The following is a 17729-nucleotide window of genomic DNA, read 5'->3' as shown; positions in this document are numbered from 1 at the left end:
CCGTCGGACCGGCCATCGTCGGTTCGATGGCCGGTCCGACGGTCGGCAGCGCGAAGATGATCGCCGTCTCGATCTCGCCGGTCAGCATATAGGGCAGCACCACGCCCTGATACATGACCAGCGGATGCAGCGCATTGGGCACGGCATGCCGCATGACGACCGCGCCGCCGGTCAGGCCCTTGGCCTTCGCCGTCTCGACATACTGCATGTTCAAGGTGTCGAGCAGGTTGCCGCGCATGACGCGCATGTTGTAGGCGAGCCCGCCGAAGGTCGCGATCGCCACCACCGGCCAGACATGCTTGACCAGGTCGACGAACTTCGCCCACGACCATGGCGCGCCGCCATATTGCGGCGAGAACAACGAGCCGATCTCCGAGACGTTGAACTGGAAGACCAGCAGATAGACGATGATCAGCGCCATCAGGAAGCGCGGCACCGTCATCCCGAGGAACGAGATCGCCGAGAGCGTGGAGTCGATCCAGCTATACTGCCTTGTCGCCGCCCATATGCCGAAGGTGATGCCGAGCACCGAGGCCAGCAGGTGGCAGACCAGCGCAAGCAGCAGCGTGCGCGGCAGGCGTTCGCCCACCACATCGGCCACCGGCTTGTTGTAGTAGAGGCTGTAGCCGAAATCGCCGCGCGTGATGATGCCGCCGATCCAGTTGAGATACTGGACGGGCAACGGCTTATCCAGGCCGTGCTCGACGCGATAGGCCTGTGCCTGCGCCTCTGCCTGCGCATAGGAGGCCCCGCCCTGGTTGATCAGCTGCGATTTGATGTAGTCGGCGTAATCGCCAGGCGGCGCCTGGATGATGGCGAAGGTGACCAGGCTCAGAATGCCGAGGACGGGAACGGCCGAGGCGATGCGCATGAGCAGGAATCGCAACATGGACGGTCTGCTTCCTTTCTGGCCGGTCACGCATTCGATGCGTTTGGAGGATTTGCTTTGTCCGGCCGCGCCGCAACGCGGCCGGACATCTCTTCGTCAGGGGAGGTAAAGCTTAATCCATCGGTCCCTTATCGCCAGGCTTGCCGGGCAGTTCGTTGGGGAACAATTCGTATTTTGCCTGCTTGTCCGCCTTGACGAACACACGCTCGCGGATGATCGAATCCTCGGCCCAGTTGAACATGTAGATCGGCGTGCCCTGCGGAATGTTGGAGAAGCGCTTGTTGATGATGAGCGCGCCCGGATATTCCGTGAGGCCGACATTGTAGACATGCTCGGTCGAGATCTTCTGGAACTTTCGCATCAGCTCGGCACGCTGGTCGTTGTCCTGCGTCGACACGAACTTGTTGACGATGTCGACGAGATCCTTCTCGAATGGCATCAGGTCGACCTGGCCGCTTTCCGGCGCGCGATGGTTCCAACTTGTCTTCGGGCCGACCGGCGCCAGCTGCTCGGTGTTTTGAACGACGGAGGTGAGCTCGGTCTCGTTTCGCCGGATTAGCCAGTCGAAGCGGCCGGAATATTGTGTCGCATCGCGCTGCGTGCCGTTGAGCCCATTGAGCACGACCCGGAGGCCGAGCTTCTCCATCTGCGCGACCACGCCTTCGGCAAGGCTCTTGTCGGTCGTGTAGTCGTTGTTGACCAGCATCACGATCTCGACATCCTTGCCGCCTGCCGTGCCGGCCGGGAAGTTCGCGATGCCGTCGCCATCCGTATCCTTGAGACCGGCCTTGGCGAGCAATGCCTTTGCGCCTTCTAGGTCGTAGGGATAGTAGACTGTCGACTTGCGGTCATAGAAGCTGGTGCCGGAGGAGAAGCCGCCCGGATAGATGGCGGTGAACGGACCCTTGACCAGCGAGTCGCCCAGCGCCTTGCGGTCGAGCGCCATGGTGACGGCCTTGCGGAAGTCCTCGTTGCGGTTCAGCTCGCGGATCGCCTGGCCGCGTTCGTCCGGGTTGCCCCAGCCATTGGCGGAAAAATTCATGCGCAGATTGTAGCCGATGAGACGCGGGCCGAAGGCGAGGCGTGCCGGCGCGTTCTTATCGGCCGCGCGCTTCAGCGAGGCGACGAAGTTCTCCGGCTGCTCGAGGTTGGAGAAGTCGCCCGAGCCAGCAACAGCCTGCACGTCGCGGTCGGCCCAGGTCGAGAGCTTGTAGTGCAGCTCGTTGAGATAAGGCAGCTGGTTGCCCTTCTCGTCGACCTTCCAATAGTAGGGATTGCGGCGCATGACGATGATGTCGTCCGGCCGGTATTCGACCGGCACCCAGGCGCCCATCACCGGCATGTTCATATATTCCGGCGGGAAGGCGTTCTTGAACTGGTCATAGGTGTTCTTCGAATATTTCGGGTGCTGCGGCTTGAGGATGTGCGAGGGGCCAGGGCAGAAAGTGCCATAGGCCATGGCATAGAGATATTGCCGCGGGAACGCCTCCTTGAACGTCCATTCGACAGTGTAGTCATCGATCTTCTTCAGCGTCGTGCCGACGCCGAAGGTTTCCGGCGTGGCGCCGTTCAGCGGCGAGACGTTCGGATCGACCACCTCGTCGTCCCAGTAGAACATCACGTCGTCGGCATTGAAGGGCGCGCCGTCGGACCATTTGGCGCCTTCGATCAGATGCATGGTCAGCTTGTGGCCGTCGCTCGACCAGTCCCAGCTCTTGGCGAGGTTGGGCAGCGGCTCGGTGTCCTTGGCCTCGACCTGGAACAGCGGCGCCGTGCGCGTCAGGCATTCGGACAGCCCGATGTCGATACCGCCCCAGCCTTGCGTTTGGCCGGCGCCGTAGTTCCAGCCTTCCGGCCGGCCGCCGATGACATGGCGCATCGTGTCGCCATAGACGCCGATGCCGTCCGGCATGTTGGCCGTCTTGAAGACCAGCGGTTCCTTCGGCAGCCTGTCCTTGACCGGCGGCAGCTTGCCGGTCTTGACATATTTCTCGGTCACCCAGTCCGGCTCGTGATATTCGGGCAGCGCCTTGAACTCCAGGATGGAGTCGCGCGCCACATAGTGGATCTTGCCCTCGGCCGGGAATGTCGCAGGCTGCGGCGGGATCGTCGGCTCGGAAGCGAAGGCGTTGAGCGCATGGACTGAAACGCCGAGCATCAGCCCGGCGGCAATGGCAGTTCTACGAAAAGTCCTCATGATCTCCTCCCAGATGTTTTTGGACGTCTGCTGCTGCCCGCCTCTTGTGAATTTCTTGCCGAGCTGCCTCCTGCGACCCGGCCTGCTCGCCTTTAGGCCTCAGCCGGCCTGTTTCAGAGCCGCCTTTTCGGCGCGTAGTTCCTCGATCGAGCGCACGTTGCGCCGCGCGGCACCCGCCCATTCGCGGGTCTTGACGTGTGCTTTCGAAAGCCGCTCCTTCGCCGCCGGAACGGCGTGCGCATATTGCGGCAGCCATGCGGCTTCAGCGACCACCATCTCGTCCACCATCTGCCAGACCTCTTCCGGCGTCGACACCGCACCCACCAGCGGATCGTGCAGCACGGCGAGCTTCAACAGGTCGATGTCGCCGGAAATGGCCGCATGCACCGACATGCGCTGCACGTTGATCGAGGCCATGCAGGTTGCCGCACAGGCTTCCGGCAGCGTGATGCCGGCCGCCATGTTGATGCCGAAACGGTCGACGAAGCCGGGCGACTCGATGATGGCGTCCTGCGGCAGGTTGGTGATCACGCCATTATTCCGGACGTTGAAGTGACCGCGATAGACGCGGTTGGTCTCCAGCGCCTCGAGAATGTGGCTGGCATGCTCGTTGGAGCGTTTTGACGGATCGATCGGCTTCGACGCCGCTTCGAGGAACTGCGGATATTCCGTCTCGAACCAGTTGCGGGTTTCGGTCGAGTAGCGGAGATACCCTCCCGTCTCGCCATGGATCCAGTCCGACATGTCGATCCAGCGCGTGATCTCGTCGGGGCGCTTGCGGTACCAGGGGAGGTATTCGGAGAGATGCCCGTTGCTTTCGGTCGAATAGACGCCGAAGCGCTTCAACACGTCGATCCTGAGCTTTTCCTGCTTCGAATAGACCGGATGCGCCTCGAAGGCGGCGACCAGCTCGTCCTTGCCGATCTGCCGGCCGTTCAGCTTGAGCTCGATGAACCAGGTCTGGTGGTTGATGCCGGAGCAGACATAGTCAAGTTCTCTGGGCGACTTCGCGCCGAGCACTTCGGCGATCTGGGCGGCGCCGTGCTGCACGCCGTGGCAGAGCCCGACCGTGTCGACCTTGCCATATTCGATCGCCGCCCAGGTGTTCATCGCCATCGGGTTGGCATAGTTGAGGAATTTCGCGCCGGTCGCGGCGACCTCGCGGATGTCTTTGCAGAAGTCGAGGATCACTGGAATGTTGCGCTGGCCGTAGAGGATGCCGCCGGCGCAGATCGTGTCGCCGACGCACTGGTCGATGCCATATTTCAGCGGGATGCGGATGTCGTCGGCATAGGCCTCCAGCCCGCCGACGCGCACGCAGCTGATGATGTAGCGCGCGCCCTCCAGCGCCTCGCGGCGGTTGGTCGTCGCCGTCACTTTGGTCGGCAGTCTGTTCGACTCGACGATCCGGTCGAGGATCGCCTTGATCATCCCGAGATTGTGCTCGCTGATGTCGGTCAGCGCGAATTCGATGTCCTGGAATTCAGGCACGCACAGAATGTCGGTGAACAGCTTCTTGGTGAAGCCGACGCTGCCGGCGCCGATAATAGCGATTTTGAAGCTCATCACCTTCACCTCGATCCAATCGAATGCTAGGCAAGGAGCAGCAAGGGAGGACAGGGTCGCGCGCCGTTGCGCACGCACCGCTCAAAGCCGGAAACCCGGCTCTTTCTCCTCCCGCCCGCTCCTCGACCGCGGGTCATTCCCGTTCTTGAGGGCCGGATTATGCCCTTATTGGCGGGCACCGCCAGAGAAGGATTATGCTTTCGAGGGTAATTTTGTGCTGCATGACCTGATCGCCAATGGAGAGCTGATGCGGACGATCTCGCTGCCGCGCGGGCGCCAGCGGCTGCATGCCATGCCGACAAGCACCGGCTACGAGGTGCGCGAGGACGAAACCTATGACTGGGACGGGAGAAAGCGTGGCCAGACCCCGTTCACGGTGCTCCAGCACACGATCAGCGGCACCGGTCAGCTGCGCTACGAGAACCGCAACTACCGTCTGCAGGCCAACGACACGCTGCTGGTTCTGGTGCCGCACAATCATCGCTACTGGCTGGGGCAGGGCGATCGCTGGGAATACTTCTGGATCTCCATGAACGGTGAGGAGGCGCTGCGCATCCACAAGTCGATTCTCAGCGTCTCCGGCCCGGTGTTCCGGCTGCAGCCGGCGACCGTCGATCACCTTGCCGATTGCAGCCTGCGCCTCATCAAGGGAGCGGGTTCGCCTGGTGCGGCCTCCGCGATCGCCTATGAGGCGGCGATGGCGCTCTACGACGATGTCTTCGGCTCGCATGCCTTCGCCGAGAAGCAAAGCGCCATGCAGCCGGTCATCGATCACATCAACGCCAATCTCGACAAGCCACTGCCGGTGGCGGAGCTGGTCGGGATCAGCGGCCTCAGCCGCGCCCATTTCTCGCGCTGCTTTGCCGAGAGCGAAGGATTGCCGCCTGCCGAGTTCGTGCTGCAGCAGCGCCTGCAGCGCGCGGCCAAGCTGCTCACCAAGGCCGATTTCCTGCCGGTCAAGGAAGTGGCTGTGCTCTGCGGCTTCGAGGATGCGAACTATTTCTCGAAGGTCTTCCGCCGTTTCTACGGCATCACGCCGACGCAGTTCCGCACCACCGGCATGTATGCGAGCCTCGGCAACCATCGCTGATGCTTGGGATTCAGTGCTGCCTACGGTCCAGAGCGGTCGAAGCGGTCTTGACCGGATCGGCGGCGGCAAAGGCCGCGTCGACCTGCTCGGGTGTGCGCTGCTCGGTCCGCTTCCAGGCGACATATTGCACGATGCCGAAGCTCGGGCGCTGCGGCACGGTCTTCACCACCGGCATGCGGAAGCCGTCGCGGAATTTTTCCCAGCGCGCGCCGAGCACCGCGACCATTTCCTCGACGGTCGGTGGTGTCGCCACATCGGCATAGGTGATGGTGACCTTGCCGGCGAGCGCCTTTTCGCGCGAGAGCGGCACCGGGATCGAAGCGAGATAGTCAGTCGGCACGTCGAGCAAACCGCCAAACGCCCATTGCTGGCGCAATTGGTCGGCGCTCATCGGCGCGACGCTGACATCGATGTCGTTGGGCGTGCCAGGTACGCGGTAGGGGCAGCGGAAACGGCCGCAATTGGCCTGCGCCGAGAATTGCCACAGCGCATAGCCCTGCCAGTTGCCCATCGGGAAATGCACGTCGATGTCGGGCTTGTAGCGCGCATACCAGAGCGGCAGCCGCGACAGCAGTCGATACTGGTAACGGTTGTCGGCGATGTACTGGGCCGTCTTGCCGTTGACATAGAGCACCGGGAAGCGGCCGACGCGGCGATGCACCTGGCGCACGAATTCCTCGGCGTCCTCCAGCGACATCCATTGCGTCGGATCGATGCCTTCGATGTCGAGAGCCATCAGCTCATCCGGGGCCGGTTCCGCGAAATCGATGAAATTATTGGCCTGCTCGATCGGGTTGCCGGGCCGCGCCAGGTGATAGGCGCCCCATTTCAGGCCGAGCGCCTTGGCCACGATCTTGCGCGTCTGGAATAGCTCGCGCGTCACCGCATAGCGCTTCCACTGCGCCTTGCAGAGTTTGACGTCGGCCTCGGCGCCGAAGCAGAAGTAGGGCGGAGGCAGCCCGTCGGACGCCTTGTTGATGAAGCCGGCGATGCGCTTGTCGGTGACGAGCTGCTGCCAGTCGATCGAATTGTATTCATAGGCGTCGATCACCAGCGGGCGGGCGGCATTCTTCCACGGCTCGGAGAAATCCGAGGCCTGTGCCGCCGTACCCAGCGCAACCGCCGCAGCGAGAAACGCCAGGCGGCGAAGAGGGCGCGCCAGCTTTTTCAATCAGGGTGTCCCCACTGACCAGGGAACGATCCTGAACCGCTATGGTTAAGGAATTGCTTTCACAACATCGGCTTGCTTCCGTCCGCTCCAAAACATCAAAAAAGTATCGGTCGGGTGGACAAGCCGTGGTGGCAGGGGCTTCAATTGCCGCCTAAGCTTTCGATAACGGCGGCCAGTGGGAAGAGGCGGGCCCGCCTGACGAAGCGCAGCAACCTGTCACAAGACCGGACCCGCGCGGGGAGGAAAATGAACATGAATCCGGACCTGGAAGTCGTCCAGATCAGACAGGGAGAGTCGTTCAAGGCCTGGGCCCACGGCTATCCTTTCCGCACCGTTCGCTGGCACTTCCACCCCGAATACGAACTGCATCTGGTCGTCGCCACCACCGGCCGTTATTTCGTCGGCGACTTCATCGGCGAATTCGAGCCGGGTAATCTGGTGCTTACCGGGCCGAATCTGCCGCACAATTGGGTCAGCGACGTGCCGCCGGGCGAGACCGTGCCGCTGCGCGGCCGCGTCGTGCAGTTCTCCGAAGAATTCATCGCCAGCGCTTCAGCCGCCTTGCCCGAACTTGCCGCCTGCGCCGGCATCCTCGAAACCAGCCGCCGCGGCGCGCTGTTCTCGCCGGCGACGGCCGAACTTGCGGCGCCCCTGCTGGCGGAGCTGACCGAGGCGCAGGGCGTGCGCCGCCTGTCGCTGTTCATGGCCGTGCTCGATATCTTGAACCGCGCCGGCGATGTCCGCACGCTGGCCAGCGCCGGCTATCTGCCCGACCCCTCCGGCTTCATGTCGGCAGGCATCAACCAGGCGCTCGCCTATATCAATTGCCACCTGACCGAGCCGTTCAGCGAAGGAACGCTGGCCGAGATCGCCGGGCGCAGCCCAAGCGCCTTCTCGCGCAGCTTCCGCCGGCACACCGGCATGGCGCTGGTGCAATATGTCAACCGCCTGCGCATCAATCTTGCCTGCCAGCTCTTGATGAGCGAGGCGCAGATGTCGATCACCGAGATCTGCTACGCCGCCGGGTACAACAACATCTCGAATTTCAACCGTCAGTTCCTGGCGCAGAAAGGCATGTCTCCTTCGCGCTTCCGGGCCTTGCTGGCTGAGAATATCAACGCGGAGATTGCCGCCTAACAGGGAGGAACCGGGAGGAGCTCAAGGCGATTCCGAGAGGAATTGCGTCAAGACCAAAGAGACATTCAGGGAAGGAAGAACGCGGGGTGCAGGGCACCCGGTGCTGGAGATCGCTTGTTCTGAAATCCAGCATTCAGGAGGATGTTTGCGCGGCTTACCAGGATCAGATCGATCCTGAGCCGACTGATCATACTCCTTTCAACAGTTAGACATGCAGTCAAGGCCTGGCGCGCCGTTCACCGCGCAGGTCCTCGTGAAACCATTTCTCGAAAGGGAGACATTCGAATGACCAGACATGCTTGGAAATCGCCGTTTGCCTTGAAATCGACGATCGCGGCTGTTTTCGCCTTCTCGCTGCTCGGCAGCACGGCAGCGTTTGCAGACACCGTCACCGATGCAACAGTGGCCTTCCTGATGCCCGACCAGGCATCGACCCGCTACGAGCAACACGACTATCCGGGCTTCGTCGCCGAGATGAAGAAGCTCTGCCCGGGCTGCAAGGTGATCTACCAGAACGCCGATGCCGATGCCGCGCGCCAGCAGCAGCAGTTCAATTCGGTGATCTCGCAGGGCGCCAAGGCGATCGTGCTCGATCCGGTCGATTCCACCGCCGCGGCCTCGCTGGTGAAGCTGGCGCAGAGCCAGGACGTCAAGGTGATCGCCTATGACAGGCCCATCCCGACGGCGCCCGCCGATTTCTACGTCTCCTTCAACAATGAAGGCATCGGCAAGGCGATCGCCGATTCGCTGGTCGAGCACCTCAAGGCGCTTAAGGTCGATCCGGCCGGCGGCGGCCTGCTGCAGATCAACGGCTCGCCGACCGACGCCGCCGCGGGCCTGATCAAGAAGGGCATCCATGAGGGCCTCGACAACAGCGGCTATCCGATTCTGGCCGAGTTCGACACGCCGGAATGGGCGCCGCCGAAGGCCCAGCAGTGGGCGAGCGGCCAGATCACCCGTTTCGGCGCCAAGATCCTCGGCGTCGTCGCGGCCAATGACGGCACCGGCGGCGGCGCAATCGCGGCCTTCAAGGCGGCCGGCGTCGATCCGGTTCCGCCGGTGACCGGCAACGACGCGACGATCGCCGCCTTGCAGCTGATCATCGCCGGCGACCAGTACAACACAATCTCCAAGCCGAGCGAGATCGTCGCGGCCGCCGCGGCCAACGTCGCCGTCAAGCTGTTGTCGGGCGAGACGCCCAAGGCCGAGATGACGCTATACGACACGCCCTCGCAGCTCTTCACGCCGGCGGTGGTGACGCAGGAGAACCTCAAGGCCGAGATCATCGACAAGAAGATCAACACGGCCGCCGAGCTCTGCGTCGACCGCTATGCCGAAGGCTGCAAGAAGCTCGGCATCACCAACTGATCAAGTGGCATCCGGCCGCCCCTCGGCGGCCGGATGTCCGGGCAACGACTGTCAAGAAAGGCGGCGCATGAGCGAAAGTCCTGAAGGGTCGGCTTCCGTCGGTGAGCTGGTGCTCAGCTTGCGCGGCATATCGAAGAATTTCGGCGCCGTCTCGGCACTGACCGATATCGATTTCGACGTCCATGCCGGCGAGGTCGTAGCCTTGGTCGGCGACAATGGCGCCGGAAAGTCGACGTTGGTCAAGATCCTTGCCGGTGTTCATCAGCCGAGCTCGGGGACGATCAATTTCCGCGGCCGGTCGGTCACGCTGCCCGACCCGCGCGCGGCGCTCACGCTCGGCATTGCCACGGTGTTCCAGGATCTCGCGCTCTGCGAGAACCTCGATGTCGTCGCCAACATTTTCCTCGGCAACGAGCTCAGCCCGTTGCGACTGGACGAGGTGGCGATGGAGATGCGTGCCTGGACGCTGCTCAACGAATTGTCGGCGCGCATTCCGAGCGTCCGCGAGGCGGTCGCCTCGCTGTCCGGCGGCCAGCGCCAGACGGTGGCGATTGCGCGCTCGCTGCTGCTCGAGCCGAAACTCATCCTGCTCGACGAGCCGACCGCCGCGCTCGGAGTCGCCCAGACGGCGGAAGTGCTCAACCTCATCGACCGCGTCCGCGCGCGCGGTCTCGGCGTCGTCATGATCAGCCACAACATGGAGGATGTCCGCGCCGTCGCCGACCGCATCGTGGTGCTGAGGCTCGGGCGCAACAACGGCGTCTTCGAGCCGGATGCCTCGAACCAGGACCTGGTGAGCGCCATCACCGGCGCGTCGAACAACGCGGTGTCGCGGCGCGTCGAGCGCCTGCGCATGGAACGCGATCACAGCGCACAGGCGGGGGAGCCGCGTCCATGACGGAGCAAGGCAATTCGACTCCCCTGGCGCTCGATCGCGCCGATGCGCGCCTGAAGCATGAGGCAGGCATCGACGGCGCGGTTCGCGCCTTCCTCGATCGCGTGCGCAGCGGCGATCTCGGCTCGCTGCCGGTCATCGTCGGTCTCGTGGTGATCTGGACGGTCTTCACCAGCCTCAACCCGGTCTTCGTGTCGAGCAGCAATCTGGTCAACCTCCTGTTCGACTGCTCGACGGTCGGCGTCATTGCGCTCGGCATCGTCTGCGTGCTGATGGTCGGCGAGATCGACCTGTCCGTCGGCTCGATCAGCGGCTTCGCCTCGGCCATGGTCGGCACGCTCTGGGTCAACCAGGGTTGGCCGGTCGCGCTGGCAATCCTGGCCGCGCTCGCATTCGGCGCCCTGATCGGCTCGCTCTATGCGCTGCTGTTCAATCGGCTCGGCATGCCGAGCTTCGTTTCGACGCTGGCCGGCCTGCTCGCGGTGCTCGGCATGCAGCTCTATATCCTCGGCTCCACCGGCTCGATCAACCTGCCTTACGGCTCGGCTTTGGTGGATTTCGGCCAGCTGATGGTGATGCCGAAATGGGTCTCGCATACGCTTGCCGCGATCCCGGGTTTGGCGATGCTGGTAAGCGGACTCCGCACCGTCGCACGCCGCCGCGCGGCCAATCTCTCGACGCCGTCCGTAGCCGGGCTCGTCCTGCGTGTCGCCACTATTACCATCGGCCTCGAGCTGATCGTCGCCTACCTCAATCAGTCGCGCGGCATCCCCTGGATGTTCGGCCTCTTCGTCGGACTCGTCGTGGCGATGAACTATGCGCTGACCAGGACCAAATGGGGGCGTTCGATGACCGCCGTCGGCGGCAACCGGGAGGCGGCGCGGCGAGCCGGCATCAAGGTACGCGCCATCTATCTCAGCGCCTTCGCGCTGTGCTCGCTCTTTGCCGCGCTCGGCGGCGTCCTTGCGGCCGCCAGGCTTGCTTCCGCCAGCCAGCAGGCGGGCACCGGCGACGTGAATTTGAACGCCATCGCGGCCGCGGTCATCGGCGGCACAAGCCTGTTCGGCGGCCGCGGCAGCGCCTATTCGGCGCTGCTCGGCATCATCGTCATCCAGTCGATCGCCAGCGGGCTGACGCTGCTCGATCTGTCCTCGTCGCTCCGCTACATGATCACCGGTGCCGTTTTGGCCATCGCCGTGATCGTCGACTCCCTCGCGCGCCGCTCCCGTGTCTCGCACGGCCGCGCCTGATCCGTTCAAACGAGAAGGGTACACATGGCTCAAGATCTTTCGGGAAAAGTCGCAGCGGTCACCGGCGCGGCATCGGGCATCGGCCTCGAATGCGCCAGGGCGATGCTTGCCGCCGGCGCCCGCGTGGTGCTGGTTGACCGCGCTGAAGACAGGCTGAAGGAGGTCGTCGCCGAACTCGGCGACGGCGCCATCCCGCTGGTGGTCGACCTCACCAACCCCGCCAGCGTGGCGACCATGCTGCCCGGCATCCTCGACAGGGCCGGCCAACTAGACATCTTCCACGCCAATGCCGGCGCTTACGTCGGCGGCGAGATCCTCAATGGCGACCCGGATGCCTGGGACCGCATGCTGAACCTCAACATCAACTCGGTGTTCCGCTCGGTGCACGCGGTGCTGCCGCACATGGTCGGACGCAAGACCGGCGACATCATCGTCACCAGCTCGATCGCCGGGCTGGTCCCCGTCGTCTGGGAGCCGGTCTACACGGCCTCCAAGCACGCCATCCAGGCCTTCGTCCACACGCTGCGCCGTCAGGTCGCCAAGCACGGCCTGCGCGTCGGCGCCGTGGCGCCCGGCCCGGTGGTGACGGCGCTGATCAGCGACTGGCCGAAGCAGAAGCTGGAAGACGAGCTGGCGGCCGGCGGGCTGATGCAGCCTGTCGAGGTCGCGGAAGCCGTCCTGTTCATGCTGACGCGGCCGAGGAACATCACAATTCGCGATCTAGTGATCCTGCCGCAGAGCAATGATTTGTGAGAGAGGGTAGGGGAGTAGGGGAGTAGGTAAAAAGCTCTGCCATTGCGACCGACCGCTCACGCCTGACAATCTTCCTGCTCCCCTACTCCCCCACCTTGAGGTCCCCAATGCCTTCCCACTTCCTCGGCATCGATGTCGGCACCGGCAGTGCGCGCGCCGGCGTCTTTGACGAGCGCGGCGAGCTGCTCGATTCCGCCAAGCGCGACATCGCGCTCTTCGTCGAGCCTGGCGAGATCGCCGAACAATCCAGCCGCGACATCTGGCAGGCGGTGTGCGCCAGCGTGCGCGAGGCGGTCGAGAAGGCTGGCGTCGATCCCAGAGACATCGGCGGCATAGGCTTCGACGCGACCTGTTCGCTGGTGGTGGTCGGCGACGATGGCGAGCCGCTGCCTGTGGGCCGGTCCGGAGACAGCGACAGAAACATCATCGTCTGGATGGACCATCGCGCCCTCGACCAGACCAGGCGCATCAATGCCCTCCGGCATCCCGTCCTCGACTACGTCGGTGGCGTCATCTCGCCGGAAATGGAGACGCCGAAGCTCCTGTGGCTGAAGGAGAACCTGCCCGCGACTTTTGCCAAGGCGCGGCATTTCTTCGACCTTGCCGACCACCTGACCTGGCGCGCCACCGGCAGCCTCGCCCGTTCGGTCTGCACCCTTGCCTGTAAATGGACCTATCTCGGCCATGAGCGGCGCTGGGACGACAGCTATTTTTATTCCGTCGGGCTCGGCGATCTTGCGGATGAAGGATTTGCCCGCATCGGGACCGAAGTGGTCGATCCCGGCACGGCGGTGGGCGCCGGCCTGACGGAAGCGGCCGCGACCGAACTGGGGCTGGTCGCGGGCACGATCGTCGCCGCCGGGCTGATCGACGCCCATGCCGGCGGCGTCGGTACCGTGGGTGCTTCCGGCGATGCCGGCACCATCGCCTCGCGCATGGCCTATGTGCTCGGCACTTCGGCCTGCACAATGGCGAGCAGCCAAGGTCCGGCCTTCGTTCCGGGCGTATGGGGGCCCTATTACTCCGCCATGGTGCCGGGGTTCTGGCTGAGCGAGGGCGGCCAGTCGGCGGCCGGCGCGGCCATCGATCTGCTGGTGCATTTCCACCCTGCCGCAGCCGAGGCCGCCGCGCGCGCGGCTGCGGAAGGCAAATCGCTGGTCGACTGGCTGGCCGCGGCCGCTACGGAGGCTTCGCTTGATTTATCCGCCGCCGCCACGCTCGCGGGAAGCATCCATGTCGTGCCCGAATTCCTCGGCAATCGTTCGCCCTTGGCCGACCCGGATGCGCGCGGCCTGATCGCCGGGCTCGGCACCGACCGTTCCGTCAACAGCCTCGTCGGCCTCTACGTGGCCGGGCTTTGCGGCCTCGGCTACGGCGTGCGCCAGATCGTGGCAGCGATGGCGTCGTCCGGCCTTGTCGTCGACACAATCGTCATCAGCGGTGGCGCCGGGCAGTCGCCGCTCGTGCGCCAGCTGCTTGCCGACGCCGCCGGCTTGCCGGTCGCCGCGTCGCAATCAGCCGAGCCAGTGCTCCTGGGCGCCGCCATGCTCGGAGCGGTCGCGGCTGGGCGTTACCCCGACCTGTCGAGCGCCATGCCTGCCATGTCACGGCTTGGCGACATTTTTACACCTGCGTCGGGCGACATCCGCACTTGGCACGACAAGCGTTACGAAGCCTTCTTGGCACTGCAGGCGGTGGGCCGCAGCCTACGCTGATGGTTCGATCAGCCCCCTAAACAGCGCCCGAACCTCGAACGGATCGGGCGCCGGGTCCCGCTCCGCCCGCGCATGACGAGGTCTCTGCAAAATCCGCGTGACAAAGTTTGACGTTTACGTAAAAAGAAGGTGCGAAATCGACGCATGGTTTCGCTTCGGCCATGCGTTACGGTTGGCTGGGTCGGAGGAGGATGAGACATGTATCGCGCACCGGTCGAGGACATCGCCTTTACGCTCAAGCACGTGGCGGGGCTGAAGCCGGCGCTGGACGCCGGCATTTTCGGTGACCTCGGCGAGGACTTGGTCGACGCGATCCTGGCCGAAGCCGGCCGCTTCGCCAGCGAGGAGGTGGCTCCGCTCTACAAGATCGGCGACGAGCATGGCGCGGTGCTGAAGGATGCGGTCGTCACCACGCCGCCCGGCTGGAAGGAGCTTTACCGGCGCTGGATCGACGGCGGCTGGAACGCGCTGTCGGGGCCGGAGGAGTACGGCGGCCAGGGCCTGCCGACCATGCTCGGCGTCGCCGCGCTCGAAATGTGGAACTCCGCCGCCATGGCCTTCGGCATCGGCCCAACGCTGACCATGGGCGCGGTCGAGGCGCTCGACAAACACGCCTCGGAGGAACTCAAGGCCAAATATCTCGCAAAGCTCGTCTCTGGCGAGTGGATGGGCACGATGAACCTGACCGAACCGCAGGCGGGCTCGGACCTCGCGGCCCTGCGCAGCCGCGCCGAGCCGGTTGGCGACGGCACCTACCGCATCTTCGGCCAGAAGATCTTCATCACCTATGGCGAGCACGATTTCACCGACAACATCGTGCATCTGGTGCTGGCGCGATTGCCCGACGCGCCGGCCGGCACGCGCGGCATCTCGCTGTTTCTGGTGCCGAAATTCTTCGTCAATGACGATGGCTCGCTTGGCGCCCGCAACGACGTCTTCTGTTCCGGCCTCGAGCACAAGCTCGGCATCCATGCTTCGCCGACCTGCACGATGATCTATGGCGACGGTTTTCAGGGTGCCCAGCCCGGCGCCATCGGCTGGCTGATCGGCGAGGAGAACAAGGGGCTCGCCTGCATGTTCACCATGATGAACAACGCGCGCCTCGCTGTCGGCATGCAGGGCGTAGCCGTCGCCGAGACCGCGACGCAGAAGGCGATCGCCTATGCCAATGAGCGCCGCCAGGGCAAGGCTTCCGCCTATGCGGGCTCCGGCATGGCGCCGATCGTCCATCATCCGGACGTGCAGCGCAATCTCCTCACCATGCGGGCGCTGACCCAGATCGCGCGCTCGATCAGCTATTCCTGTGCCCATGCGCTCGACCGCGCCCGCGTCGGCGAGGGCGAGGCAGGAGCGAAATGGCATGACCGCGCCAGCCTGCTGACGCCGCTCGCCAAAGCCTTCTCCACCGATGTCGGCGTCGAGGTCGCCTCCCTGGGTGTCCAGGTTCATGGCGGCATGGGCTTCATCGAGGAGACGGGCGCTGCCGCGCTTTATCGCGACGCGCGCATCGCGCCGATCTATGAAGGCACCAACGGCATCCAGGCGATCGACCTTGTCTCGAGAAAGCTGCCGCTCGGCGGCGGCGAGCGTGTGCATGGTTACATCAGCGAACTGAAAGCGGTGGCGGACGCCGTGCGCACCTCCAATATCGAAGGCTTCGGCCGCACCGCCGACAATCTTGACCGCGCGCTGGCCGATCTCGACGAAGCGACGCGCTTCCTGCAGAAACTGCTTGCCGACGGCGAGGCCGACGCCGCGATGGCCGGCGCCACGCCCTATCTGCGCCTGATCTCGCTCGCCGCGGGCGGCGCCTATCTGGCGCAGAGTGGCCTGGCAGACCGCAGCCGCATCGCGCTTTGCCGCTTCTTCGCCGAAAACCTGCTCGGCGAGACGCGCGCCTTGAAGGAGCGCGTCATCGACGGCGCCGAAAGCCTCGCCGCCGCCGGCAAGGCGCTGATTTCAGCCTAAGCACCCCGACGCTCAAAGGACCAACCGTGACAGACCATATCCTCGTCGAGCGCCAGGGCGCCGTGCAGATCATCCGCATCAACCGCCCGGACAAGAAGAACGCGCTGACGCGCGCCATGTACGCGAAAATGTCGGCGGCGCTCACCGAAGGCGACGCCGATCCGGCGGTCCGTGTCCATGTCTTCCTCGGCGTTCCGGGCGCGTTCTCCGCCGGCAACGATCTCGCCGATTTCCTGGTCATCGCCACCGGCGGCGAGGGCGGCAACGAGGTGTGGGATTTCCTGATGGCGCTGGCGGAGTCTGAGAAGCCGATGGTATCGGGCGTCGACGGCATCGCCGTCGGCATAGGCACCACGCTCAACCTGCATTGCGACCTGACCTTCGCCACGCCGCGCACGCTGTTCCGTACGCCCTTCGTCGATCTCGGCCTGGTGCCGGAAGCCGGCTCCAGCCTGATCGCGCCGCAGCTGCTGGGACGGCAGGGCGCCTTCGCGCTGCTTGGCCTCGGCGAGGGCTTTTCGGCCGAGCGCGCCAAGGCCGCTGGACTGATCTACGACGTCGTCGCTGAAGAGGCGTTGGAAAGCACGGTGCTGGCCGCCGCCGACGGCATCGCCGCCAAGCCGCCGCAGGCGCTGAAGATCGCGCGTGACCTGATGTGCGAGCCGCGCGAAGCGCTCGTCGCCCGCATCAAGGTCGAAGCCGAGCATTTCCGCGAGCGCCTGACATCCGACGAGGCGCGCGCCGCGCTCACCGCTTTCATGACGCGCAAGAAGAGCTGAACGCGTCGCCCGCCCTCAGGGATAAAGCCTGGTCTTGTCCCAGCCGCCGGCGGCGTTGCGTGAAAACACGACACGGTCATGCAGGCGGAACGGCCTGTCGTGCCAGAACTCGATCGTCTGCGGCACGATGCGGAAACCCGACCAATGTTTTGGCCGCGGGATCTCGCCGATGGCGTAGCGCGCCGTGTATTCGGCCACCGCCTTCTCCAGCGCGAAGCGGCTCTCCAGCGGCCGCGACTGCTTTGAGGCCCAGGCGCCGATGCGGCTGCCGCGCGGGCGCGTGGCATAATAGGCGTCGGCCTCGGCGTCGCTGACGATCGTCACTGGCCCGCGCACCCGCACCTGGCGGCGCAGCGACTTCCAGTGGAAGCACATCGCCGCCTTCATGCTGCCAAGAATCTCGCGGCCCTTGGCGCTCTCGAAATTCGTGTAGAAGACAAAGCCTTTTTCGTCGAAGCCCTTGAGCAGCACCATCCGCACATCCGGCATGCCGTCGGCGTCGACGGTCGCCAGAGCGACGCCGTTGGGATCGTTGGGCTCGCTCTTCGTGGCGTCCTCCAGCCATGCGGCAAAGAGCCGGAACGGCTCCGCCGCTTCGGTGAAGTCACTGCTTGTTAACTCGGTTTCGTTCATAGTTTTCCAAATTTTTAACATTGCGGGAGGAGTTGGCCGATTGTCGCGTATCGCGCAAGCTTTTGACAGCGGGCAATGGAGCGTTATCGCTTCGGCCAGTGCCAAGGCTGCGCTGCTGACCTTGGCGCTTCCCCTTGCCGCCTGCGGCGCCGGCGGGTTCAGCCTGCAAAAGGCCGAGGTCGACCGCTCGATCATTACCGCCAGCGCGCCGACTTCGCCAACCGCGCCGGCTGCCTCCGACCAGGACTCCGACCAGACCACCATCGGCAACGCGGTCTCTTCCGCCGATATCAAGGAGCTTGGCGGCCAGACGGTGCC

15 protein-coding genes are annotated in these 17729 nt (G+C 64.6%); 10 read left to right on the top strand and 5 right to left on the bottom strand.

What is annotated here, in order from left to right; genetic code table 11:
- The 3 genes from EOA23_RS19560 to EOA23_RS19550 all read right to left on the bottom strand — a co-directional run.
- A partial coding sequence (locus EOA23_RS19560; RefSeq protein WP_145966443.1) for an ABC transporter permease occupies positions 1 to 889 on the bottom strand: 889 nt, incomplete at its 3' end.
- 112 nt (positions 890 to 1001) lie between these two features.
- Complete coding sequence (locus EOA23_RS19555; RefSeq protein WP_127305357.1) at positions 1002 to 3086, bottom strand: ABC transporter substrate-binding protein; 2085 nt, start codon at positions 3084 to 3086, stop codon at positions 1002 to 1004.
- Positions 3087 to 3185: 99 nt separating this feature from the next.
- The gene (locus EOA23_RS19550) at positions 3186 to 4652 is read right to left on the bottom strand and encodes an alpha-glucosidase/alpha-galactosidase (protein WP_127305356.1); all 1467 of its coding nucleotides are present in this window, start codon (positions 4650 to 4652) and stop codon (positions 3186 to 3188) included.
- 247 nt (positions 4653 to 4899) lie between these two features.
- Between EOA23_RS19550 and EOA23_RS19545 the strand changes: the two genes are divergently transcribed.
- Positions 4900 to 5742 carry an AraC family transcriptional regulator gene (locus EOA23_RS19545; RefSeq protein ID WP_126062246.1) on the top strand — a complete coding sequence of 281 codons (843 nt, stop codon included), beginning with the start codon at positions 4900 to 4902 and terminating at the stop codon, positions 5740 to 5742.
- Between the two features lie 10 nt (positions 5743 to 5752).
- Here EOA23_RS19545 and EOA23_RS19540 read toward each other — a convergent pair whose 3' ends face one another.
- Positions 5753 to 6904, bottom strand: a complete 1152-nt coding sequence (locus EOA23_RS19540) for a glycoside hydrolase family 25 protein (protein ID WP_245474263.1) — start codon at positions 6902 to 6904, stop codon at positions 5753 to 5755.
- Between the two features lie 261 nt (positions 6905 to 7165).
- Here EOA23_RS19540 and EOA23_RS19535 point away from each other — a divergent pair, with 261 nt between their 5' ends.
- The 8 genes from EOA23_RS19535 (at position 7166) to EOA23_RS19500 (ending at position 16778) form a co-directional block, all read left to right on the top strand.
- Positions 7166 to 8050: an AraC family transcriptional regulator gene (locus EOA23_RS19535; protein WP_042641694.1), complete on the top strand. Its 885-nt coding sequence runs from the start codon at positions 7166 to 7168 to the stop codon at positions 8048 to 8050.
- A 285-nt stretch (positions 8051 to 8335) separates the two neighbouring features.
- The gene (locus EOA23_RS19530; protein WP_127305354.1) at positions 8336 to 9418 is read left to right on the top strand and encodes a sugar ABC transporter substrate-binding protein; all 1083 of its coding nucleotides are present in this window, start codon (positions 8336 to 8338) and stop codon (positions 9416 to 9418) included.
- Positions 9419 to 9485: 67 nt separating this feature from the next.
- Positions 9486 to 10316 carry an ATP-binding cassette domain-containing protein gene (locus EOA23_RS19525; RefSeq protein WP_126062243.1) on the top strand — a complete coding sequence of 277 codons (831 nt, stop codon included), beginning with the start codon at positions 9486 to 9488 and terminating at the stop codon, positions 10314 to 10316.
- Positions 10313 to 11563, top strand: a complete 1251-nt coding sequence (locus EOA23_RS19520; RefSeq protein ID WP_127305353.1) for a sugar ABC transporter permease — start codon at positions 10313 to 10315, stop codon at positions 11561 to 11563. Before EOA23_RS19525 ends, EOA23_RS19520 begins: the two co-directional genes overlap by 4 nt.
- A gap of 24 nt (positions 11564 to 11587) precedes the next feature.
- On the top strand, positions 11588 to 12316 hold the full coding sequence (locus EOA23_RS19515) for an SDR family oxidoreductase (RefSeq protein ID WP_127305352.1): 729 nt from the start codon (positions 11588 to 11590) through the stop codon (positions 12314 to 12316).
- Between the two features lie 107 nt (positions 12317 to 12423).
- On the top strand, positions 12424 to 14031 hold the full coding sequence (locus EOA23_RS19510) for an FGGY-family carbohydrate kinase (protein WP_127305351.1): 1608 nt from the start codon (positions 12424 to 12426) through the stop codon (positions 14029 to 14031).
- A 198-nt stretch (positions 14032 to 14229) separates the two neighbouring features.
- Entirely contained in the window at positions 14230 to 15999 is a 1770-nt protein-coding gene (locus EOA23_RS19505; RefSeq protein ID WP_127305350.1) for an acyl-CoA dehydrogenase family protein, read from the top strand.
- Between the two features lie 26 nt (positions 16000 to 16025).
- On the top strand, positions 16026 to 16778 hold the full coding sequence (locus tag EOA23_RS19500; protein WP_127305349.1) for a crotonase/enoyl-CoA hydratase family protein: 753 nt from the start codon (positions 16026 to 16028) through the stop codon (positions 16776 to 16778).
- A gap of 15 nt (positions 16779 to 16793) precedes the next feature.
- Here EOA23_RS19500 and pdxH read toward each other — a convergent pair whose 3' ends face one another.
- Positions 16794 to 17411 carry a pyridoxamine 5'-phosphate oxidase gene (pdxH, locus tag EOA23_RS19495; RefSeq protein WP_126062237.1) on the bottom strand — a complete coding sequence of 206 codons (618 nt, stop codon included), beginning with the start codon at positions 17409 to 17411 and terminating at the stop codon, positions 16794 to 16796.
- Positions 17412 to 17451: 40 nt separating this feature from the next.
- Between pdxH and EOA23_RS19490 the strand changes: the two genes are divergently transcribed.
- The coding region (locus tag EOA23_RS19490) for an RT0821/Lpp0805 family surface protein (protein WP_245474262.1) at positions 17452 to 17729 on the top strand (278 nt) is incomplete at its 3' end.

Origin of the sequence: Mesorhizobium sp. M2A.F.Ca.ET.042.01.1.1, assembly GCF_003997405.1 — a bacterium.
In the GTDB taxonomy this organism is placed as follows: domain Bacteria; phylum Pseudomonadota; class Alphaproteobacteria; order Rhizobiales; family Rhizobiaceae; genus Mesorhizobium.
Note: the sequence above shows the minus strand (reverse complement) of the source record. Positions and strands in the feature narration are given on the sequence as shown.